Origin of the sequence: Amycolatopsis cynarae, assembly GCF_026802195.1 — a bacterium.
Taxonomy (GTDB): Bacteria; Actinomycetota; Actinomycetes; order Mycobacteriales; family Pseudonocardiaceae; genus Amycolatopsis_E; species Amycolatopsis_E rhizosphaerae.
The window spans coordinates 5,370,281-5,391,415 of sequence record NZ_CP113836.1 but is presented as its reverse complement, the minus strand read 5'-3'; the positions used below and the strand labels follow the sequence as shown (position 1 = coordinate 5,391,415).

Genomic DNA, 21,135 nt, shown 5'->3' with positions numbered 1-21,135 from the left:
CGAGGCGGGCCAGGGCCCCGATCGGGTGCGGTGAGCGGACATCGCACCGGCCGCGAGGGCGTCACCGCGGCGATACGGTGGTGATCATGACCATCACCGTTCTGGTTCCCGACGACGACGGCGTCCGCGCCCTCGCCGAGATCCCCGGTGTGCGGACGGTCCGCTACACCTGGGGAGCTCCGCTGCCACCGGAGGCGGCCGGGGCGGAGGTGCTGATCCCCGGTACGCACCGGGCGGGCGAGCGGGGCACGCTGTTCGAGCAGTTGCCCAACCTGAAGCTGATCCAGTTGCTGTCCGCCGGGGCGGAGGACTGGGTGGGTGCGCTGCCCGCCGGGGTCCTGCTGTCCACCTGCCGCGGGGCCCACGGCGGCAGCACCGCCGAATGGGTGGTGGCGGCCCTGCTGTCGATGTTCCGCGACCTGCGCGAGTTCGCCGCCGACCAGGCAGCCCACCGGTGGCACCGGCACACCACCGACACCCTGCAGGACAAGAGGGTGCTGATCGTGGGGGCAGGCGATCTGGGCAACCAGCTGCGCCGCAGGCTGGAGCCGTTCGACGCGGTCACCACGATGGTGGGGCTGCGGGCCCGCCCCGGGGTGCGCGGCGTGGCGGAGCTGCCCTCTCTGCTGGGAACCCACGACGTCGTCGTGCTCATGGTCCCGCTGACCTCGCGGACCCGCCGCATGGCCGACTCGGCGTTCCTCGCCGCGATGGCCGACGGCGCGGTACTGGTCAACGTGTCCCGGGGCCCGGTCGTGGACACCCCCGCGTTGCTGGCGGAACTGACCTCCGGGCGGCTGCGGGCCGCCCTCGACGTCACCGATCCCGAGCCGCTGCCCCCGGAACATCCTTTGTGGACGGCCCCGAACCTCGTGCTGACCCCGCACGTCGCGGGGGCGACGCGGGGCCTGCAGCGGCGTTCCTACGCGGTGGCCGCCGCGGAGATCGCGCGCTACGCCGGTGGCGAACTGCCCCACAATCTGGTGCACGGCGAATATTGACGCGCCGAACCGCTATGCCGGGCGGGCGTGATGGCCTACTCTGCGCGCGTGACCCAAGGTGATGAGTACGCCCGGCCGAGCCTGTTCACGGAGTCCGGCTACTTCGACCCGCAGGACCCCGGAGCCGGCCTCCCGGACCCGGAAGACCGCCTGGCCTACGACGACGACCGGGCCGCGCGCTGGCACGGCGGGCTGGACTTCGGCCTGCTGATCCTGCGGATCGTGCTCGGTGGCGCCCTCGGCGCCCACGGCCTGCAGAAGGTGTTCGGCCTGTTCTCCGGTCCGGGCATCGCCGAGTTCGCCCGGATCCTCGCCGCGCACGGCTACACCAGCCAGACCACCGCGCTGTCCTGGGTCGCCGGGGTCACCGAGATCGTCGCCGGTGGCCTGCTGGTCCTGGGGCTGTTCACCCCGGCGGCCGCGGGCGCGCTGCTGGCGATCACGGCGAACGTGGTGTACCTGGAGTACCGCGCCGGGTTCTTCCTCGACAGCAACGCCGCCGGTTCCGGCTTCGAGTACCACCTGGTGCTCGGCGGGATCGCGCTCGCGCTGCTGTTCACCGGTCCGGGCCGGATCTCCCTCGACGTCAACACCCCCTGGCGGCGCCGCCCGGTGCCGTTCGGCTTCGTGGGCTTCGTCCTGGCGGCCGGCGCGATGGCGATCGTGCTCTCGCTGTTCCGCTGAGCCCCGGATTCGCCGGCCGGGGCCCGGGGTCCGCCCCCGCGGCACCACTGACACCCCGGATTCACCGGCCAACGGCAAAAACGGCCGTGAGGGGGTCCCTCACGGCCGTTTTCGATGGGGTTTAGCGGTTGACGTCGCGGACGGCGCCGGTGTCGGCCGAGGTCGCCATCCGGGCGTAGGCCCGCAGCGCGGCGGTGACCGGCCGCTGCCGGTCGACCGGCTGCCACGGCCGCTCGCTCGTCTCCATCTTCGACCGCCGCTCGGCCAGCACCTCCTCGTCGACGAGCAGTTCGAGCCTGCGCTGGTGCACGTCGATGAGGATCTGGTCCCCGTCCTGCACCAGGCCGATCACGCCGCCGGAAGCGGCCTCGGGGGAGATGTGCCCGACCGAGATGCCCGACGACCCACCGGAGAACCGGCCGTCGGTGATCAGCGCGCACTTCTTGCCGAGGCCCGCGCCCTTGAGGAACGCCGTCGGGTGCAGCATCTCCTGCATGCCGGGGCCGCCCGCGGGGCCTTCGTAGCGGACCACGAGCACCTCACCCGGCTGGATCTTCTTGCCGAGGATGACCGAGACGGCCTCTTCCTGGCTCTCCACGACCCGCGCGGGGCCCTGGAAGACCCACAGCGACTCGTCGATGCCCGCGGACTTGATCACCGCGCCGCGCTCGGCGAGGTTGCCGCGCAGGATGGCCAGGCCGCCGTCGGCGGTGTACGCGTGTTCGATGTCGCGGATGCAGCCACCCGCCGCGTCGGTGTCCAAAGAGGACCAGCGGTTCGAGGTGGAGAACGCCTCGGTGGTGCGGACCCCGCCCGGCGCCGCGTGGAACAGCTCCACGGCCTCGGCGGAGGGCGACTCGGCCCGGATGTCCCAAGTGGACAGCCACGCCTCGAGGCTGGGGGAGTGCACCGCGTGGACGTCCTTGTTCAGCAGGCCGGCGCGGTTCAGCTCACCGAGGATCGCCGGGATGCCACCGGCCCGGTGCACGTCCTCCATGTGGTAGTCCGAGTTGGGGGACACCTTGGACAGGCAGGGCACCCGGCGGCCGATCGCGTCGATGTCGTCGATGGTGAAGTCGACCTCGCCCTCCTGCGCGGCGGCGAGGACGTGCAGCACGGTGTTGGTCGAACCGCCCATGGCCATGTCCAGCGCCATGGCGTTCTCGAACGCCTTCTTGTTCGCGATGGAGCGGGGCAGCGCGCTCTCGTCGTCCTCGCCGTACCAGCGCTTGGCCAGTTCCACCACGGTGCGGCCCGCTTCGGTGAACAGCGCGCGGCGGGCGGCGTGCGTGGCCAGGGTGGAGCCGTTCCCGGGCAGCGACAGGCCCAGCGCCTCGGTGAGGCAGTTCATCGAGTTCGCGGTGAACATGCCCGAGCAGGAGCCGCAGGTCGGGCAGGCCGAGCGCTCCACGACGCCGAGGCCCTCCTCGTCGATCGCGGCGTTGGCCGAGGCCGAGATCGTGGTGATCAGGTCGGTCGGTGCGTGCGCGACCCCGTCGACCACGACCGCCTTGCCCGCCTCCATCGGCCCGCCGGACACGAACACGGTGGGGATGTTGAGCCGCAGTGCGGCGTTGAGCATGCCCGGCGTGATCTTGTCGCAGTTGGAGATGCACACCAGCGCGTCCGCCTGGTGCGCGTTGACCATGTACTCCACCGAGTCGGCGATGATCTCGCGCGAGGGCAGCGAGTAGAGCATGCCGCCGTGGCCCATGGCGATCCCGTCGTCCACCGCGATCGTGTGGAACTCCCGGGCCACCCCGCCGGCCTCGGCCACCGCTTCGGCCACGATCTCGCCGAGGTTCTTGAGGTGTACGTGGCCGGGCACGAACTGGGTGTAGGAGTTGGCGATCGCCACGATCGGCTTACCGAAGTCGCTGTCGGTCATGCCGGTGGCCCGCCACAGGGAGCGGGCGCCCGCGGCATTGCGGCCGTGGGTGGTGGTTCGGGAACGCAACTGAGGCATGCAATCAGGTTACGCCGGGCACCGCGCGCCCGCCCCGGCGGCCGGGGCGGGCCGGTATCCGGCGAAACCGTGCCCAACATGTGGGAAAACGCAGGTCGGTAGCGCTGCGACCGTTCCGGCATCCGGCGTAACGGGGCGCGGGGAAACCGGATACATCCCGGCAATAACCCATTTCTAGCTTTCGCATTCGCCTCCCCCACCGAACGAAGGGAGCGGATTATGGGGCTTGCCGATAACCCGCGGATGGAAGACTACTCGCTGCGCTACACCCCGGCGGCGTTTCGCCAGTGGTCGCCCTGGATGGTGTTCCTGTCCTGCCTGGTCGGCATTTCCGCGATGGCGGGTTACGCACTCGACGCGGCGTTCGTGGACGCGTTCGGTTTCGCCAACGCGCTCGTCGGTTTCGCCGTCGCGGCGGCCGTCACGCTGCCGCTGACACTGGTGATCGCCTTCGCGATCGCGCGCAAGCACGTCGACATAGACCTGCTGACCCGGGGTTCCGGCTTCGGTTACCTCGGCTCCACGCTGACCTCGCTGGTGTACGCCACGTACACGCTGATCTTCCTCGCCTACGAGGGCGCGATCATGGCGCAGGCGGTGACCGCGCTGACCCACCTGGAGATCCACCTGTCCTACGTGGTGGTGTCCGCGGTGATGATCCCGCTGACCCTGTACGGCATGTCGTTCAGCGCCAGGTTCCAGGCCTGGACCTGGCCGGTCTGGATCGCGCTGATCGGACTGGCGCTGGGCACCGCGGCGACCGCGCCGGACGCCGGGCACGACATGGTGCACCCGGCCACGGTCTCCCCGGCGGGCGGCGCCGGACTGACCGTGCTCGCCGTGTTCACCATCGCAGCCGCGCAACTGTCGCTGGCCACGCAGGTGGGCGAGCAGGGCGACTACCTGCGCCTGATGCCCGACCCCGCGGAGGGCAACCGGGGCCGGTGGCGGCTCGCGGTGATCATGGGCGGCCCCGGGTTCGCCCTGTTCGCCGTCGGCATCTTCTTCGCCTCCACGCTGCTGGTCGGCTACGCCTCCACGAAGGTCGGCGCGGAACAGGTCGGAGTTCCGGTGGAGTTGTTCACCGTGGTCTACGAGCGGCTGACCGGCAACCACACCGTCGCGCTGGTCCTCGCCGGCCTGCTGGTGCTGCTGTCCCAGATCAAGATCAACATCATGAACACCTACTCGGGTTCGCTGTCCTGGTCGAACTTCTTCTCCCGCCTGCTGCACCGCCACCCCGGCCGCGCCGCCTGGGTGTTCCTCCAGGTGGGCCTGGCGCTGGTGCTCATGGAGATCGACATCTTCAGCCACATCGTGGAGGTGCTGGCCTGGTACTCCAACATCGGCGTGGCCTGGATCGCCGCCATGGTCTCCGACCAGGTGATCAACAAGCGGCTGCTCAGGCTCGCCCCGGCGGAACTGGTGTTCCACCGGGCGCACCTCTACCACGTCAACCCGGTCGGATTCGGCTCGATGATCGCGGCGGGCGCGGTGTCGATGATCGCCTACTACGGCGCCTTCGGGGCGGCCGCCGCCGCGTTGTCGCCGTTCATCGCGCTCGCCGTGGCGCTCGTGCTGCCCCCGGTCGTCGCACTGGCGACCAAGGGGCGCTGGTACGTCGCCCGGGTCTCCGAGTTGCCGGAGGACGCGGCCGAACTGCCGTGTTCGGTGTGCGAGGGCGACTACGACGTGGCCGACATGGCGACCTGCCCGTTCCATGGCGGCACCATCTGCTCGCTGTGCTGCTCCACGGAGGGCCGGTGCCACGACGCCTGCAAGCCCAGCGCCTGGCGTCCGCCGAAGGGCGCGGTCCCGCTCGGCCTGCCCGGAACCCGTTCGCCCGAGGCCGAGACGCTGGAGGTGGCATGAGCGTCTCCACCAGCGCCGCCCCGCTTAACGGCGAGGTGATCTTGCGGAGACCGGGGGGCAACGCCGGGTACTTACCGTCCCCCGGAATGACCTCCGATTCACGGCGGCAGCGGGCGCACGAGGTGCGCCGCCTGCGGGACATGTTGCGCGCGGCCGTGCAGGGCGGCCGGTATCCCGACGGGCAGTTGCCCAGCGAAGCCGATCTGATGGCCTCCCACCACGCCACCCGCGCCACGGTGCGGGAGGCGCTCGCCCTGCTGCGGGCCGAGGGGCTCATCGAACGCGTCCAGGGCATCGGCACGCACGTGGTGGTGCAGCCGGTGGACACCGCACTGCCGGAGGCCCATGGCGTGATGGCCCCCAGCCGCGACAGCGTGTTCAACCGGCGCATGCGGCCACGCGTGCTCGACCGTTCGGTGGTCGAGGCGCCCGCCACCGTCGCCGAGCGCCTCGCGGTGCCGGAAGGCACCCCCTGCCTGCGCCTGGAGTACGTCGCGCTGCACGAGGAGGAGCCCGTCGGGCTGGTCACCAACTACGTGCTGTTCCCCGAGGCGGCGCGCGTGCGTGACACCCCGTTCGTGTCCGACTGGTACGCCCTGCTGGCCGACGCCGGCGTCGAACTGTCCGAATCGGAGTTCATCTTCGGCTGCGAACCGGCCGACCCGCTGGTGGCTCCGGCGCTCGGCGTCCGCGTGGGCGCCCCGCTGATCATCAGCGAGCAGATCATCTACGACCCCCACGGCCGTCCCTTCGACCTGGCCTTCATCCACACCCGCGGCGAGCGTTTCCGGTTCGTCTCGCGCGCGTGGCGCACCCGCAAGGAGTTTTCATGACCGAGCTGCCCCAGACCCTCACCGGCGCCGCCGAGGCACTGCGCCAGGGCACCGTCACTTCGGTGCGGCTGACTGAGGCCGCGATCGCCGCCGCCGACGCCTCCGACGCGGTGCTCGGCACCTACCTCGCCCGGTTCGACGAGTACGCCCTGGAACGCGCCGCGGCGGCCGACGCCGAACTGGCGCAGGGGGTGGACCGGGGACCGCTGCACGGCATTCCCTTCGGCGTCAAGGACATCCTCGCCATGGCGGAGGGGCCGACGACGGCACAGAGCCTGGTGCTCGACCGCGCCTGGGGCGCGGGCAAGGACGCGCCGTCCGTGGCGCGGCTCAAGGCCGCGGGGGCGGTGATCACCGGCAAGACGACGACGATGGAGTTCGCCGTGGGCATGCCGGATCCGGCGAAACCGTTCCCCATCCCGCGCAATCCGTGGAATCCCGACACCTGGCCCGGCGGGTCCAGTTCCGGCACCGGCAGCGGCGTCGCGGCCGGGATGTTCCTGGCCGGCCTCGGCACCGACACCGCGGGCAGCATCCGCATCCCGGCCGCGTTCTGCGGGGTGAGCGGGCTGATGCCGACGTTCGGTCGCGTGCCGAAGTCCGGTTGTGTGCCGCTCGGATACAGCCTCGACCACGTCGGGCCGCTGGCCCGCAGCGCCCGGGACTGCGCGGCCGTGCTGGAGGTGATCGCCGGGCCGCACGCCAGCGACCCGGACTGTGTGGACGCCCCGTTCAGCGCGCCGGAGTTCGACGGCGATCTGACGGGGCTGCGCATCGGTGTGGTGCGGGAGCACCACTTCCCGCAAGGCAGCGACCCGGCGCTGGAGGGTGTGTTCGACGCCGCGGTGGCCGTGCTGACGGCGCGGGGCGCGACGGTCGTGGAGGTCACCCTGCCGTACTGGCAGGAGATGATCACCGCGGACATGATCACCATGGGCTGCGAGGCGCTCGCCTACCACCGGACCGATCTGTCCGGCAGGTGGAACGACTACTTCGTGGCCACCCGGGCGATGCTGGCGCTCGGCGCGCAGGTGTCCGGCGCGGACTACGTGCAGGCGCAGCGTGTGCGACGGGTCGCGCAGGACGCGATCGGGCGGTTGTTCTCCACCGTCGACGTGATCGCCTGCCCGGCGATCTCCGTCGGGGCACCCAGCTACGAGTCACTGACCGGGCCCGAGGGGCAGATCGACGTGGCCGGGCTGTTCCAGCTGATCCACACGCCGTACTGGGACAGCGTCGGCAATCCGGTCCTGGTGGTGCCGATGGGCTTCACCGCGGGCGGGCTGCCGCTGTCCCTGCAACTGGCGGGCCCCGCCTTCGGGGAGGCCGTCCTCCTGCGCACGGGGGACGCCTTCCAGCAGAGCACCGACTGGCACCTGCGCGTCCCCGCCCCCGCCCTGCCCGCCGCCGCCTGAGAAGGATCCCGCGATGATCGAAGTGCTGAAAACCCTGCTCGCCGCCGCGAAACTGCCCGCGTCGGAAACCGAGATCGCCGCCTACGCGGCCGCCTACGGACCGCAGCGCGCGGCCGTGGACGCGTTGTACGAGGTGAGCGCCGCCCGCTACGCCGACCCGGCCCTGCGCTTCCGCGCCTCCGCCCGGATCGAGGACTGGTCGGCCTGACCCGAGCGGCGGACGAGGGCCGTGAGGGGGTCCCTCACGGCCCTGTTTGCAGGCGACCTTCAGGGCACGGGCAGCGGCGGTCAGTCCTGGCCGGGGGAGTCGCCGGGGGCGAGGTCTTCGGGGGTGATGTCGTCGGTGAGGCCGCTGGGGTCCTTCACCCGGCCTCCGCTGGCCAGCGAGATGACCGGCAGGTGCCGGGGGCGCACGGTGGGCAGCGTGATCTGGCTGCCGTCGCCCAGCACGGCACGCACCTTCGACCGCTTGGTGATGGCCAGGCCCTTGAGCGCCTCCCACGGCAGGTCGCGGTGGCCGAGCATGGTGCGGATCGCCAGGCCCTGCGCGGTGGCCACGGTGCGGGTGCGCACCACGAACAGGATCAGGCCCAGCGGCACGAGGTAGAGCGCCCACAGGCCCGGAACCCCGTTGAAGGACACCGGAATCAGGCACACCATCAGGAACACGATCGCGAGGAACGCGGTTCCCGGGATGCGGAACACCGCCTTCCGGCCCGGCTCGGGCTGTTTGTCGGCCACCCCAAGATGGTGCACCGCGCGGTCCTCCCCGGCGAAGACGGGGGTCCTCTCCCGGACGGCCCGCGGGGAACCACCGGGCGTCCGACTGTGGGACTGCCCAGTATCCGGGATCACGATCCCGCAGAGTTGACACTCGTTGCAACGAGCCGTTAACGTCGTGCCCGTGACATCGCAGAACGGCCTCGTACTTCCCCGGCGCGTCGACGCTTAGGGGACGAAGCCCGCTGCGTCGACGCGCGACCCTCGTGCGACCTTTGTGGTCGGCGAGGGTTTTTTGTTGCCCGAGCGGCAAACCCGACCAAGCCCACCCGAACGAGTGACACCCCCCACGAGACCGACGAGGCAGAACAGATGACAAGCGCCACCCCGCGATCGGAAACAAAGGCCGGCCAAGCGCCGGCTCCCGCGTCGCCCGCCCAGCTCGGGGCCCGCCCCAAGCCCGCGCCGCCCGCCGGTACGCCGGTACGGGTCACCGGTGCGCAGTCGCTGGTGCGCTCGCTCGAGGCGGTCGGCGTCGAGGTCGTGTTCGGCATTCCGGGTGGCACGATTCTGCCGGCCTACGACCCGCTTCTCGACTCCACGAAGGTGCGTCACGTCCTCGTCCGCCACGAACAGGGCGCCGGGCACGCCGCGACCGGCTACGCCCAGGCCACCGGCAAGGTCGGGGTGTGCATGGCCACCTCCGGCCCCGGCGCGACGAACCTGGTCACGCCGCTGGCCGACGCCAACATGGACTCGGTTCCGGTGGTCGCGATCACCGGGCAGCAGACCCGGTCCCTGATCGGCACCGACGCCTTCCAGGAAGCCGACATCTGCGGCATCACCATGCCGATCACCAAGCACAACTTCCTGGTCAAGGACCCGGTGGACATCCCGCGGGTGATCGCGGAGGCCTTCCACCTGGCCTCCACCGGCCGCCCCGGCCCGGTGCTGGTGGACATCCCCAAGGACGTCCTGCAGGAGCAGACCTCCTTCTCGTGGCCCCCGGAGATGCACCTTCCCGGATACCGGCCCACACTGCGGCCCCACGGCAAGCAGGTGCGTGAGGCGGCCCGGCTGATCGCGCAGGCGCACCGGCCGGTGCTCTACGTCGGTGGCGGGGTGATCAAGGCGGAGGCTTCCGAGCAGCTGCGCACACTGGCGGAGATGACCGGCATCCCGGTGGTGACCACGCTGATGGCGCGGGGTGCGTTCCCCGACTCGCACCCCCAGCACCTGGGCATGCCCGGCATGCACGGCACGGTCGCCGCGGTCGCCGCGATGCAGCGCGCCGACCTGCTGGTCGCCCTCGGTGCCCGCTTCGACGACCGGGTGACCGGGCGCCTCGACTCGTTCGCGCCGGACGCCACCGTGGTGCACGCCGACATCGACCCGGCGGAGATCTCCAAGAACCGCAAGGCGGACGTGCCGATCGTGGGCGACTGCGCCGAAATCATCAAGGACCTCATCGAGGCGGTGAAGGCCGAGACGGAGCGCTCCGGCGCGCCGGAGCTGACCGCGTGGTGGACCCAGATCGACGCATGGCGGCAGACCTTCCCCGCGGGCTACGAGTGGCCCGCCGACGGCACCCTCTCGCCCCAGTACGTGATCGAACGGATCGGCAAGCTCGTCGGCCCGGACGCGATCTACGCCGCGGGCGTGGGGCAGCACCAGATGTGGGCGGCCCAGTTCATCCGCTACGAGCAGCCCCGCGCCTGGCTCAACTCCGGCGGCCTCGGCACCATGGGCTACGCGGTGCCCGCGGCGATGGGCGCGAAGTTCGGCAGGCCCGACAAGGCGGTGTGGGCGATCGACGGCGACGGCTGCTTCCAGATGACCAACCAGGAACTGGCCACCTGCGCGATCGAGGGCGCCCCGATCAAGGTCGCCGTGATCAACAACGGCAATCTGGGCATGGTTCGCCAGTGGCAGAACCTGTTCTATGCCGAGCGGTACTCCAACACCGATCTCGGTACCCACAAGCACCGCATCCCCGACTTCACCCTGCTGGCCGAGGCGCTGGGCTGCGCCGGGCTGCGGTGTGAGACGAAGGAGGACGTCGACGACGTCATCCGCCGCGCGATGGAGATCAACGACCGTCCCGTCGTGATCGACTTCGTGGTCGGCAAGGATGCCCAGGTGTGGCCGATGGTCGGCCCCGGGGCGGGCAACGACGAGGTCATGGCCGCCCGCGGGATCCGCCCGCTCTTCGACGACGACGAGGTGACCAAGTGAGCACGCATACGCTGAGCGTGTTGGTGGAGAATGTGCCCGGGGCGCTCGCCAGGGTTGCCGGGCTGTTTTCCCGCCGCGGTTTCAACATCGAGTCCCTCGCAGTCGGGCCCACGGAAAACCCCGAGGTGTCCCGGATGACGATCGTGGTCGCCGTTGAGGAGCTACCGCTCGAACAGGTGACCAAGCAGCTCAACAAGCTGGTCAACGTCATCAAGATCGTGGAACTCGAGCAGTCCACGTCCGTGCAGCGCGAGCTGCTGCTGGTGAAGGTCAGAGCCGACGCCACGGTGCGCAGCCAGGTGCTGGAGACCGTGCAGCTGTTCCGCGCGAAGGTGGTCGACGTGTCACCCGAGGCGCTGACCATCGAGGCGACCGGCACCGGTGACAAGCTCGGCGCGCTGCTGCGGATGCTGGAGCCCTACGGTATCCGTGAGATCGTGCAGTCGGGCATGGTCGCGGTCGGCCGGGGCGCCCGTTCCATCACCGCCACCTCACCGCGCTAGCACCACGAACGCAGAAAACCGAAAGGAAGTCAGTTCCCCTCATGTCAGTCGAAATCTTCTACGACGACGACGCCGATCTGAGCATCATCCAGGGTCGCAAGGTCGCCGTGATCGGGTACGGCAGCCAGGGCCACGCCCACGCGCTGAGCCTGCGTGACTCCGGTGTCGATGTGCGCATCGGTCTGCCGGAGGGGTCGAAGTCGCGCGCGAAGGCCGAGGAAGAGGGCCTGCGGGTGCTCACCCCGGCGGAGGCCTCCAAGGAGGCCGACCTGATCATGATCCTGGCGCCGGACACCAAGCAGCGCTTCATCTACACCGAGGACGTGGAGCCGAACCTGTCCGACGGCGACGCCGTCTTCTTCGGGCACGGCTTCAACATCCGCTACGGCCTGATCAACCCGCCGGCCAATGTGGACATCGCGATGGTGGCCCCGAAGGGCCCGGGGCACCTGGTGCGCCGCCAGTTCGTCGACGGCAAGGGCGTGCCCTGCCTGATCGCGGTCGAGCAGGACGCCTCCGGCAACGCGCAGGCGCTGGCGCTGTCCTACGCGGCCGCCATCGGCGGGGCGCGGGCCGGTGTCATCAAGACCACCTTCAAGGAGGAGACCGAGACCGACCTGTTCGGTGAGCAGGCCGTCCTCTGCGGTGGTGCCTCCGCCCTCGTGCAGACCGGTTTCGAGGTGCTCACCGAGGCCGGTTACGCGCCGGAGATCGCCTACTTCGAGGTCCTGCACGAGCTCAAGCTCATCGTCGACCTCATGTACGAGGGCGGGATCGCCCGCATGCGGTACTCCATCTCGGACACCGCCGAGTACGGCGACCTCACCCGCGGCCCGCGCGTGATCACCCCCGAGGTGAAGGAGAACATGCGCAAGATCCTGGGCGAGATCCAGGACGGCACGTTCGCCCGCGAATGGGTCGCCGAGGACGAGGCCGGACGGCCGAACTTCCAGAAGCTCCAGGAAGCCGGCGAGCGCCACCCGATCGAGGAGACCGGCCGCAAGCTGCGCGGCCTGATGTCCTGGGTGGACCGTCCCATCACCGAGACCGCCTGACCAGCGGCCCAAGTCCGGCAAGGGGCTCCGGCGTGGATTGTCCACGCTGGAGCCCCTTGTCGTGTTTCGGCTCCCGGGTGGCAGCGCTACCGTGAAACCATGACTACAGGCGCTAAAGGGGCTACCGACGACAAGGCCGATGTCCGGGACGAACTGGATTGGGATGCCGTTGAGTGGCAGCGTGCCGAACCACCCGGCGAGACCATTGAGGACGCTCTCGAGTTCGCGTTGGTACCGCACACCGACGGGGTGACCTACACGGTGCTGCGGCAGTCGTCCGAACCGGACGGCACGGTGCTCGTCTTCACCCCGTCCGAGTGGTCCGCCTTCGTGGCCGGAGCCCGCGACGGCGAGTTCGACCTTCCCGTGGACTAAGACCTGCCCGGCGGAGCCGGTCAGTAGGGGGACGCCGAGTTGCTTTCGGCCCAGAGCTTCTCGGCGTCGGAGCCCCCCGGGGGCGGTACGATCCCGTTGATCATCCAGAGTTCGTCGCTGGTCTCGTCGATGTGGAATTCCCAGTGCAGTCCCTCGATCCGGTCGAGGTGGGGCCGCAGCATGCCCTTGACCCACTGGGCGGTCCGGCGCCGGCTCTCCTGGTCGGGGTTGCGCCGGGCGATGTGGTCGATGGCGATGCGGACCCCGGCCGGCGTGGGCTTCCCGCCGACGTAGAAGTCCTCGGGCCGGGTCTCGTGGAACAGCGTGACCACGTAGAACCGGGGCAGCCCGACCTGTTCGTAGTGGTCCGCGATGCGCGAGGCGAGCTGGTGCTTTTCCTCGTCGGTGAAGATTCCCGGCGTGTGGTGGATGGTCCACAGTGGCATGTTCGTACTCCTCGAGTGTCGCGATGTTGGTGTCAGCGGAGGGCTGAGAAGGTCAGGCTTTCCACGGGGCCGGACAGCGCCGCCTTGACGGTGACGGTGACGTCGTCGGCGAGCACCTCCGTGGCCTCGGCCTCAAGGCCGTCCATGATCCGCGCGGCCACCTCGGCCGGGGTCGCCTTCGGCAGCTTGACGGCGGAGACCATCTCCGTGTCGATGAACCCGGCGTGCACGCCGACGACCCGGGTGTTCTGGCCCGCCAGTTCGAGCCGGAGCGAGTTGGTGAGCGACCACGCCGCCGCCTTGGACGCCCCGTAGGCGCCGCTGCCGGCCAGCCAGGACAGCACCGAGTGCATGTTCACCAGTGCGCCCCCGCCGTTCGCGGCCAGGATCGGCGCGAACGCCCGCGCCACCCGCAGCGGCCCGAAGACGTTGATGTCGAACGTGTCGGTGACGCGCTCGAAATCGCCCGTCAGCAGCGGATCCGGCAGCAGGATCCCCGCGTTGTTGAACACGATCTCGACGTCGGAGGCGACCTCCGCGAGGGCGGCGACCGACGCCGCCGAACGGACCTCCAGTTCGGCGGTCACCACCTCCGGGCGGTCGTCGAGGTAGCCAGAGCGCGCGGTGGAGTACACCTTTCGCGCCCCACGCGCCAGCGCCTCGTCCACCAGTGCCGCGCCGAGTCCGCGCCGCCCCCCGGTCACCAAGGCCACCTTGCCCGCTAATGAAACCACGGCACCCCTCCATCTGAATAACGTACTCGTTAGCCAGATGGAACCACGCCCTGCTGGGTAACGCAAGCATTAGTTACAATGACGAGGTGGCCATGACGTTCGAGGAACGGTTGCGCGACCGGGATGCCTGGTCCATCGGTGACGGATGCTCGGCGGGGCGGGTGCTGGACCTGCTCAGCACCAAGACGGTGTTCCTGGTGGTCCGGGAATTCTTTTACGGCACGACCAGGTTCGACGACTTCGTGACGCGGATCGGGACCTCGGCACCCGCGGTGTCGCGGGCACTCAAACAGCTGAAGGCCGCGGGGATCGTCGCGCCCGTTCCCTATCGGGAGCCGGGAAGCCGGGCCCGCGAGGAGTACCGGCTGACCGAGGCCGGCGAGGACCTGCTGCCGGTGTTCCTGTCACTGATGCAATGGGGCGACAAGTACCTGCAGGAAGGCCGCCCGCCCCTGTCGTTCGTCGACGCGGACACCGGCCGTGCGATACGGGTCCGCGCCACCGCCGACCCGGCGCCGGAGGCGAGGTCCGACGACATCGAGATCCGGCTGAACCCCGCCTGGCGGCGAGGCTAGCGGGCCGCCAGGCGCGGGTCACGCGGCGCGCGCGGCGTCCAGCAGTTCGGGCAGGGTACTGGTGCCCGCGGCGAGGGCGAGATGGTCGCCGTAGTCACGCGACCGGGTGATGAGGCCGTCGCGGATGTAGGTGACGAACAGATTCGAGAGCACGAAGAGGCCGCCGCGGTCGGCGTAGCGGAACTCGGAGACGATCAGTTCCGGATCCTGGCCCTGGTAGGTGACCAGGTCATGGGCCCGCAGCCGGGCGCCGCGCGCGGGCGCGAAGTGTGCCCGGAGTTCGTCGCGGCCGGTCAGCACCGGTGCCGTCGGATGGAACGGGTGTGTCACGTGGCAGTCCTCGGCGTACAGCCCGGCGAGAGCCGCGCCCTCTCCGTTCGTGACGCCGTGGAGCAGCCGCTCGATGATCCCGCGCGGGCTGCTCCCGGGGGCGGAGACGGTCACCTCGGGTGACGTGGGCAGCGGCGCGCTCCCCGGCGCGTACTGCGCCGCCAGTGCGTCCAGCCCGTCCCGCGCGGCGGCCATCTTCAGGTAGTCGTGGTAGTCGCGCGAGTGCACGATCAGGCCGTCGCGGACCCGCAGCACCTGCACGTTCGCGCTGCGGAAGGTGCGCTCGCCGTGGCGCCCATGGTAGGCGAATTCCGCCACGACCAGTTCGGGATCGGTGGTCTCGTGGACCACCACGTCACGGGCCTTCAACTCGATCGAACCGGCCGTCGCCGCGAACCGGTCGGCGACGGCCTTCCGCCCGGTCATCCGGGAGCCCGCCGGGGGGCGCTGGGGGTGCTCGACGACGCAGTCCTCGGCGTACAGGTCGCCGAGTTCGGTCCAGCGGCCGTCCGAAATGCCTTCGGACAGCCGGAAGAACACTTCACGGGGTGAGTCGCTCATGCTCCCGAAAATACGGACTGATCACTCCGGTTGTCCAGTGCGGGCGCCCTCGATTTCGGCCAGGGCGAGCGCGAAGATCCGCTGCTCGTCCTCGGTCACCGGCACGTCCGCCTCGCCGCGCTGTTCGGCGGCCTCGATCCACTCGCGGATGACGACCTCGACGAGGTCCGGCACGCCGGTGCCCAGCAGCAGTTCGACCAGCGGCCAGGCGTGCGGCGTGATGGGGAACTTTGCCGCCCGGTAGTGGGTCCTGGCTTCTTGCCAGATCTTCCGCGCCGCCGCCGGTCCCTCGACGCGGGCCGCGTCGTGGAGCAGACGGCACCAGCCGGTGTCGATGCGGTCGAGACAGCCGCTGAACTCGCTGTCCCAGGGGCTGATTTCCGCGACCTCGCGGAACAACGCGAGTGCCGCGGCACGATCCCCGGCCTCGTGGAGTTCGCGCGCCTGCCTCAGCTTCGCGTCGAGCCGCCCTCGCGGCGTCGTCCCGTGCTTGGCGACGTAGGCCGCCATTTCCTCCTGGTACTGCCGGTTCTCGGCCGCGCGGCTCTGGAGGTGTTCGGCATACCGCCACAGCTCGGCGGTCTCGTCCTCGGCGACGCCGTTGGCTTCGGCTTCCTTGAGTAGATCGACGACTCGGCCGGTTTGTTCGTCCACGTCGTCCGGGTCGTCCCAGTCGTCGAGGTCTTCCAAACGGCTGTACGCCGCGGCGAGCGCCACGGCCCCTCTCGGGCCCCCGCCCGAGGTCAGGGCGGCGACGGTGGCGGGTACGGGCGGCAGATCCATGCACCGATGCTCGCATCGATCACGATGGCATGCTCACGGTTCGGCGGGTCCGGCGAGCGCCGCGGCGAGTGCGCGCCATTCGGCGCGGGGCAGGCGGTCGTCGCCGGTGAGCACCTGGACGCACACATGGTCGGCGCCCGCGTCGCGATGCGCCCGCACCCGCTCGGCGATGCCCTCCTCGCCGAAGGCGATGACGGCGTCGATCAGCCGGTCGCTCCCGCCCCCGGCGAGATCGTCGTCGGTGAACCCGAGCCGCCGCAGGTTCTCCCGGTGATGCCGGGCCTGCTCCAGGTACACCGCCGCCTCGCGGCGCGCGATGTCCCGCGCCCCCGTCGCCGTCAGCACCACCCCCTGCTCGACCGCGAGGTAGGCGTCCGGTCCGAGGACCTCCCGCGCCCGCGCCGTGTGCTCGGGCGGCACGAAGTACGGATGCGCGCCGTCGGCGCGCTCCGCGGCCAGGCGCAGCATCTTCGGCCCGAGCGCGGCCAGCACGCGGCGGGGCCGCGGTGTGGCGTCCGGAATGGACAGTGCGGCGGCGTCCATCCCGTCGAGGTACTCCCGGATCGACGCGACGGGCCGGTTACCGGGCAGATGCCCGCCGAGGCCGAGCAGGAACCTCCCCGGGTAGGCCTCCGACAGCGCGCGCTGCGCCCCCGCGGTGGCCACCGGGGACCGGCGGTCGAACCTCGCGATCCCGGTGGCCACGGTGATCCGGCTCGTCGCGGCCAGCAGCAGCGCCGCCTGGGTCATCGCCTCCCGCCCCGGATACTCGCCGAACCACAGGTGGTCGAAGCCGAGTTCCTCGATCTCCGCGGCCGCCTCGCGGACCAGCGCGACCGGCTTGCCGTCGAAGGCGAAGGTCCAGATGCCGACGCTCACGCGGCCACCCCCAGCACCGCCGGGGCGATCCGCTCCAGCTGGTCCACCGCGGACACGAGATCGTCCGCGACGGGGGTGAGGAGCACGTGGTCGGCCCCCGCGTCGAGCTGTTCCCGCACGCGCCGCGCGATCGCCTCCTCGTCGCCCCAGGCCACGGCCGCGTCCACGAGCCGGTCGGTGACCCCGGCCAGATCATCGGCGTAGCCGAAGTCGCGCCACGCGCGGCCGTAGGCGGCCGCCCCCTGGGTGAGGACCATGCGGACGGTTTCCCGGGCGTGGGCCCTTGCCCGGCCGGCGTCCGGTTCCAGCAGCACGGGCTGGTGAGGGACGAGCAGCTTGCCGGGGCCGAGGATCTGCCGGGCGAAGGCGGTGTGGGCCAAGGGCATGAAGAACGGGTGCGCGCCGTCGGCGGCCTCGCGGGCCAGTTCCAGCATCTTCGGGCCGATCGCGGCCAGCACCCGGGGGAAGGGGGCGGCGGGCGGGTTGACCGCGGCTTCTTCGTCCATTCGCGACAGATAGTTCCGCATGCGGGTCAGTGGTGTGGTGAACTTCTCGCCGACCTGGGCGGCCTGGAACGGGTGCCCGATGCCGATGCCGAGCACGAAGCGATCCGGGTAGCCCTCGGCCAGCGCCCGTCCGCCGGCCTGCATGGTCGGGGCGGGCCGCGCCCAGAGGTTGGCGATCCCGGTGCCCACGGCGAGCCGTTCGGTGGCGGCCAGCGCGATCGCGCTCCGGGCGAAGGCGTCACGGTTGCCGACGGTCTCGCCGGACCACACCGAGCCGTAACCCAGCCGTTCGATGCGGCGGAGCTGTTCGCGTTCCACCGGCACGGGGGCGGGTGTGCCGCCGAACAGCCATACTCCGACCGGTCCGAGATTCAGCATGTCTTCTCCTTGACTGGGGTTTCCCGTGCGCCACCGGTGAGTGCCGGGGCGAGTCGTGCCAGATCCCGCGCGGCGTGCGCGGGCTCCTGGGTGAGCGGGGAGATCAGGACGTGGTCCGCCCCCGCGTCGAGTTGCCGCCGTACGCGGCGGGCGATGGCTTCTTCGTCCCCCCAGGCGACGGCCGCGTCGACCAGCCGGTCGTCAAGGCGGCCGGGGTCGTGGCCGAAATCCCGCCACGGCCGTGCGTAGGGGCCGTTCCCGAGTACCAGCGCCACCATTTCCCGGGCCGTCGCACGGGCGCCGGAGGGATCGGAATCGAGGAGCACGGGCTGGTGGACGACGAGGAGCTTGTCCGGGCCGAGGATTTCGCGGGCGAACGCGGTGTGTTCCGGCGGAGCGAAGAACGTATGTGCGCCGTCGGCGGCCTCGCGTGCCAGTTCCAGCATTCTCGGGCCGAGCGCGGCGATCACCCGGGGGAACGGCGCTGCGGGCGGGTTGACGGCGGCTTCTTCGTCCATTCGCGACAGATAGTTCCGCAGGCGGGTCAACGGTGTGGTGAACTTCTCGCCGACCTGGGCGGCCTGGAACGGGTGCCCGACGCCGATGCCGAGCACGAACCGGCGCGGGTAGCCCTCGGCGAGCGCCCGTCCGCCGGCCTGGGCCGTGGGCGCGGGCCGCGCCCAGAGGTTGGCGATCCCGGTGCCCACGGCGAGCCGTTCGGTGGCGGCCAGCGCGATCCCGCTCCGGGCGAAGACGTCGTGTCCGCCGATGCCCTCGGGAAACCACGCCGAGCCGTAGCCCAACCGTTCGATGCCGCGGAGCAGGTCCCGTTCGCCGGGTCGGCCCCCGCCCGTGTCGCCCAGCAGCCGGACGCCCACGGTTCCCAGGTCCAGCACTCTTCCCCCTTAATGTGAGGCAGCCTCCGGTTAACTTCCCCCGACTATAGCGGAGGCTGCCTCCGTCTGTCGCGGGCTAGGGTGGACCCGATGACCGAGGTCCCTGCTCGCGCGATGCGCGCCGATGCCCGCCGCAACTACGAGCGGCTGCTCGGCGAGGCGAAGCGCGCGTTCGCGGAGCAGGGGGTCGACGCTTCGCTGGAGGAGATCGCCCGCCGGGCCGGGGTGGGCATCGGCACGCTCTACCGGCATTTCCCGACCCGCGAAGCGCTCCTCGAAGCGCTGTTGAGCGAGCGGTTCGATGCGCAGGCGGCGGCCGCCGACGAGCTCATGGCGCACCCCTCGCCGATCGACGGTCTCAGAATGTGGGCACTCCGGCTCGCGGAAATGTCCATGAGCTACCGGGGGCTGGTGGAGGCGACGGCCGCGGCGCTCGCCGACGAGAGTTCGCAGCTGTACCGCTCGTGCCACGCGATGCGGGACTCGGCGTCCCGCCTGGTCGCCCGCGCCCGCGAGGCGGGACAACTGCGGGCGGACGTCACCGCGATCGAAGTTCTGCTGCTGGTCAATTCCTCGGTCTGGGCCGCCGAACGGGCGCCGGACGGCACTCCTTCGCTGGCCCGGCTTGTCGATCTTGTTTTCATGGGGTTGCGCGCCCGTTAACGCAGTGCGGGGCAGCACGACTAGACTCGTCCTCATCAGACCGCGAGCTGCGTTTTCAGCGTTCTACTTGGGAGCCTCATCGTGACCAACCCCGGCAAGCCCGTCGTCCTCATCGCCGAAAAGCTCGCCCCCTCCGTGCTGAGCGTGTTCGGTGACGAGGTGGAAGTCCAGCATGTGGACGGCACCGACCGCCCCGCCCTGCTGGAGGCGGTGAAGGGTGCGGACGCCCTGCTGGTGCGGTCCGCCACGAAGGTCGACGCCGAGGTGCTGGCCGCCACGAGCCGGCTCAAGGTCGTCGCCCGCGCCGGGGTGGGCCTGGACAACGTCGAGGTGCCCGCGGCCACGGCGCGCGGTGTCCTGGTGGTCAACGCGCCCACGTCCAACATCGTCTCCGCCGCCGAGCACGCCATCGCGCTGCTGCTCGCGGTGGCCCGCCGCGTTCCCGCCGCCGACCAGAGCCTGCGGGGCGGCGAGTGGAAGCGCAGCGCCTTCACCGGGGTCGAGCTCAACGGCAAGACCGTCGGCGTGGTGGGCCTCGGCAAGATCGGGCAGCTGTTCGCCCAGCGCATGGCCGCCTTCGGCACCACGATCGTCGCCTACGACCCGTACGTCTCCAGCGCCCGCGCCGCGCAGCTGGGCATCGAACTGCTGAGCCTGGACGAGCTGCTCGCCCGCGCCGACGCGATCTCGATCCACCTGCCCAAGACGCCCGAGACCAAGGGACTCATCGACGCCGAGGCCCTGAAGAAGACCAAGCCCGGTGTCATCATCGTCAACGCCGCCCGCGGCGGCCTGATCGACGAGGCCGCGCTCGCCGACGCGCTGCGCAGCGGTCACGTGGGCGGGGCCGGTATCGACGTGTTCGTGTCCGAGCCCACCACCTCCAGCCCGCTGTTCGAGCTGCCCAACGTCGTGGTCACCCCGCACCTGGGCGCCTCGACCGCCGAGGCGCAGGACCGCGCGGGCACCGACGTGGCCCGCTCGGTGCTGCTGGCGCTGCGCGGCGACTTCGTCCCGGACGCGGTGAACGTGGCCGGTGGCGGCCCGGTCGGCGAGGAGGTCCGCCCCTACCTCGCGCTCACCCAGAAGATCGGCACCGTGGTGTCGGCGCTGAGCCAGAAGGCGCCCGCCTCGATCACCGTCACCGTCAGCGGTGAACTGTCCAATGAGGACGTCAGCGTGCTGGAGCTGGCCGCGCTGCGCGGCGTGTTCTCCGGGGTCGTCGAGGACCAGGTGACCTTCGTCAACGCGCCGCGGCTGGCCGAGGAACTGGGCGTGCAGGTCGAGCTGGTCAAGGAGTCGGAGAGCCCGAACTGGCGCAGCCTGGTCACCATCCGCGCGGTGCACGCCGACGGCACCGCCAGCACCGTCTCGGGTTCGGTCACCGGCAAGGGCGAGGTGCCGAAGCTGGTCGCCGTCAACGGCCGTCACTTCGACTTCCGCACCGAAGGGCACCTGCTGCTGCTGGAGTACCCGGACCGCCCCGGCATCATGGGCCGGGTCGGCACCCTGCTCGGCGAGGCTTCGATCAACATCGAGTCGGCGCAGATCAGCCAGACCACCGACGGGACGGACGCGATCATGCTGCTCCGCGTGGACCGTGAGGTCGACTCCCACCTGCTCGAGCCGATCGCGGTGACCGTGGGCGCCCGCACCATCCGCGCCGTCACCTTCGCCTGATCCGCCTTACTGTCAGAGTTTGCGTGGCGGTGCGGGTGGCGGAAC

At 70.8% G+C, this 21,135-nt stretch carries 22 protein-coding genes; 13 read left to right on the top strand and 9 right to left on the bottom strand.

The window, feature by feature from the left end; genetic code table 11:
* The first annotated feature begins 86 nt into the window (after positions 1–86).
* Entirely contained in the window at positions 87–1,001 is a 915-nt protein-coding gene (locus tag ORV05_RS25760) for a 2-hydroxyacid dehydrogenase (RefSeq protein WP_268754583.1), read from the top strand.
* Between the two features lie 48 nt (positions 1,002–1,049).
* On the top strand, positions 1,050–1,685 hold the full coding sequence (locus tag ORV05_RS25755; protein WP_268754582.1) for a DoxX family protein: 636 nt from the start codon (positions 1,050–1,052) through the stop codon (positions 1,683–1,685).
* 121 nt (positions 1,686–1,806) lie between these two features.
* Here the strand turns inward: ORV05_RS25755 and ilvD are convergent, their stop codons facing one another.
* The gene (gene ilvD / locus ORV05_RS25750; protein ID WP_268754581.1) at positions 1,807–3,651 is read right to left on the bottom strand and encodes a dihydroxy-acid dehydratase; all 1,845 of its coding nucleotides are present in this window, start codon (positions 3,649–3,651) and stop codon (positions 1,807–1,809) included.
* A gap of 219 nt (positions 3,652–3,870) precedes the next feature.
* Between ilvD and ORV05_RS25745 the strand changes: the two genes are divergently transcribed.
* From ORV05_RS25745 to ORV05_RS25730, 4 genes are all read left to right on the top strand, one after another.
* Positions 3,871–5,523, top strand: a complete 1,653-nt coding sequence (locus ORV05_RS25745) for a purine-cytosine permease family protein (RefSeq protein WP_268754580.1) — start codon at positions 3,871–3,873, stop codon at positions 5,521–5,523.
* 86 nt (positions 5,524–5,609) lie between these two features.
* Positions 5,610–6,356, top strand: coding sequence for a GntR family transcriptional regulator (locus tag ORV05_RS25740; protein WP_268754579.1), 747 nt, complete (start codon positions 5,610–5,612; stop codon positions 6,354–6,356).
* Positions 6,353–7,771, top strand: a complete 1,419-nt coding sequence (locus ORV05_RS25735) for an amidase (RefSeq protein ID WP_268754578.1) — start codon at positions 6,353–6,355, stop codon at positions 7,769–7,771. The genes ORV05_RS25740 and ORV05_RS25735 overlap by 4 nt, the downstream gene beginning before the upstream one ends.
* 13 nt (positions 7,772–7,784) lie before the next feature.
* The gene (locus ORV05_RS25730; RefSeq protein ID WP_268754577.1) at positions 7,785–7,979 is read left to right on the top strand and encodes a hypothetical protein; all 195 of its coding nucleotides are present in this window, start codon (positions 7,785–7,787) and stop codon (positions 7,977–7,979) included.
* An 80-nt stretch (positions 7,980–8,059) separates the two neighbouring features.
* Here the strand turns inward: ORV05_RS25730 and ORV05_RS25725 are convergent, their stop codons facing one another.
* Positions 8,060–8,512 carry a PH domain-containing protein gene (locus tag ORV05_RS25725; protein WP_268754576.1) on the bottom strand — a complete coding sequence of 151 codons (453 nt, stop codon included), beginning with the start codon at positions 8,510–8,512 and terminating at the stop codon, positions 8,060–8,062.
* Positions 8,513–8,863: 351 nt separating this feature from the next.
* On the opposite strand from ORV05_RS25725, the gene ORV05_RS25720 reads away from it, so the two are divergent.
* The 4 genes from ORV05_RS25720 (at position 8,864) to ORV05_RS25705 (ending at position 12,659) form a co-directional block, all read left to right on the top strand.
* Positions 8,864–10,726, top strand: a complete 1,863-nt coding sequence (locus ORV05_RS25720) for an acetolactate synthase large subunit (protein WP_268754575.1) — start codon at positions 8,864–8,866, stop codon at positions 10,724–10,726.
* Positions 10,723–11,229, top strand: coding sequence for an acetolactate synthase small subunit (ilvN, locus tag ORV05_RS25715; protein WP_144592135.1), 507 nt, complete (start codon positions 10,723–10,725; stop codon positions 11,227–11,229). The genes ORV05_RS25720 and ilvN overlap by 4 nt, the downstream gene beginning before the upstream one ends.
* Before the next feature lie 41 nt (positions 11,230–11,270).
* Entirely contained in the window at positions 11,271–12,284 is a 1,014-nt protein-coding gene (gene ilvC, locus ORV05_RS25710; protein WP_268754574.1) for a ketol-acid reductoisomerase, read from the top strand.
* A 99-nt stretch (positions 12,285–12,383) separates the two neighbouring features.
* A complete protein-coding gene (locus ORV05_RS25705; protein ID WP_268754573.1) occupies positions 12,384–12,659 on the top strand; it encodes a DUF397 domain-containing protein in 276 nt (91 codons plus the stop codon).
* Positions 12,660–12,679: 20 nt separating this feature from the next.
* On the opposite strand, the gene ORV05_RS25700 is transcribed toward ORV05_RS25705, so the two are convergent.
* Both ORV05_RS25700 and ORV05_RS25695 read right to left on the bottom strand, forming a co-directional pair.
* Positions 12,680–13,105 (bottom strand): tautomerase family protein, encoded by a 426-nt coding sequence (locus tag ORV05_RS25700; RefSeq protein ID WP_268754572.1) that lies wholly within the window; start codon positions 13,103–13,105, stop codon positions 12,680–12,682.
* Between the two features lie 32 nt (positions 13,106–13,137).
* Positions 13,138–13,809 (bottom strand): SDR family oxidoreductase, encoded by a 672-nt coding sequence (locus ORV05_RS25695; RefSeq protein WP_326938086.1) that lies wholly within the window; start codon positions 13,807–13,809, stop codon positions 13,138–13,140.
* 122 nt (positions 13,810–13,931) lie between these two features.
* Between ORV05_RS25695 and ORV05_RS25690 the strand changes: the two genes are divergently transcribed.
* On the top strand, positions 13,932–14,414 hold the full coding sequence (locus tag ORV05_RS25690; protein WP_268759898.1) for a winged helix-turn-helix transcriptional regulator: 483 nt from the start codon (positions 13,932–13,934) through the stop codon (positions 14,412–14,414).
* An 18-nt stretch (positions 14,415–14,432) separates the two neighbouring features.
* Here ORV05_RS25690 and ORV05_RS25685 read toward each other — a convergent pair whose 3' ends face one another.
* From ORV05_RS25685 to ORV05_RS25665, 5 genes are read right to left on the bottom strand one after another with little or no spacing between them, the layout of a single operon-like run.
* The gene (locus tag ORV05_RS25685; RefSeq protein ID WP_268754570.1) at positions 14,433–15,305 is read right to left on the bottom strand and encodes a nuclear transport factor 2 family protein; all 873 of its coding nucleotides are present in this window, start codon (positions 15,303–15,305) and stop codon (positions 14,433–14,435) included.
* Between the two features lie 21 nt (positions 15,306–15,326).
* Positions 15,327–16,088 carry a hypothetical protein gene (locus ORV05_RS25680; protein ID WP_268754569.1) on the bottom strand — a complete coding sequence of 254 codons (762 nt, stop codon included), beginning with the start codon at positions 16,086–16,088 and terminating at the stop codon, positions 15,327–15,329.
* 33 nt (positions 16,089–16,121) lie between these two features.
* Entirely contained in the window at positions 16,122–16,967 is an 846-nt protein-coding gene (locus ORV05_RS25675; protein WP_268754568.1) for a TIGR03620 family F420-dependent LLM class oxidoreductase, read from the bottom strand.
* Complete coding sequence (locus ORV05_RS25670) at positions 16,964–17,851, bottom strand: TIGR03620 family F420-dependent LLM class oxidoreductase (RefSeq protein ID WP_268754567.1); 888 nt, start codon at positions 17,849–17,851, stop codon at positions 16,964–16,966. The genes ORV05_RS25675 and ORV05_RS25670 overlap by 4 nt, the downstream gene beginning before the upstream one ends.
* On the bottom strand, positions 17,845–18,747 hold the full coding sequence (locus tag ORV05_RS25665) for a TIGR03620 family F420-dependent LLM class oxidoreductase (RefSeq protein ID WP_268754566.1): 903 nt from the start codon (positions 18,745–18,747) through the stop codon (positions 17,845–17,847). The genes ORV05_RS25670 and ORV05_RS25665 overlap by 7 nt, the downstream gene beginning before the upstream one ends.
* 90 nt (positions 18,748–18,837) lie before the next feature.
* Here ORV05_RS25665 and ORV05_RS25660 point away from each other — a divergent pair, with 90 nt between their 5' ends.
* Together ORV05_RS25660 and serA are read left to right on the top strand one after the other, a co-directional pair.
* Complete coding sequence (locus tag ORV05_RS25660) at positions 18,838–19,410, top strand: TetR/AcrR family transcriptional regulator (RefSeq protein WP_268754565.1); 573 nt, start codon at positions 18,838–18,840, stop codon at positions 19,408–19,410.
* 81 nt (positions 19,411–19,491) lie between these two features.
* Positions 19,492–21,090 carry a phosphoglycerate dehydrogenase gene (serA, locus tag ORV05_RS25655; RefSeq protein ID WP_268754564.1) on the top strand — a complete coding sequence of 533 codons (1,599 nt, stop codon included), beginning with the start codon at positions 19,492–19,494 and terminating at the stop codon, positions 21,088–21,090.
* Positions 21,091–21,135 lie beyond the last annotated feature (45 nt).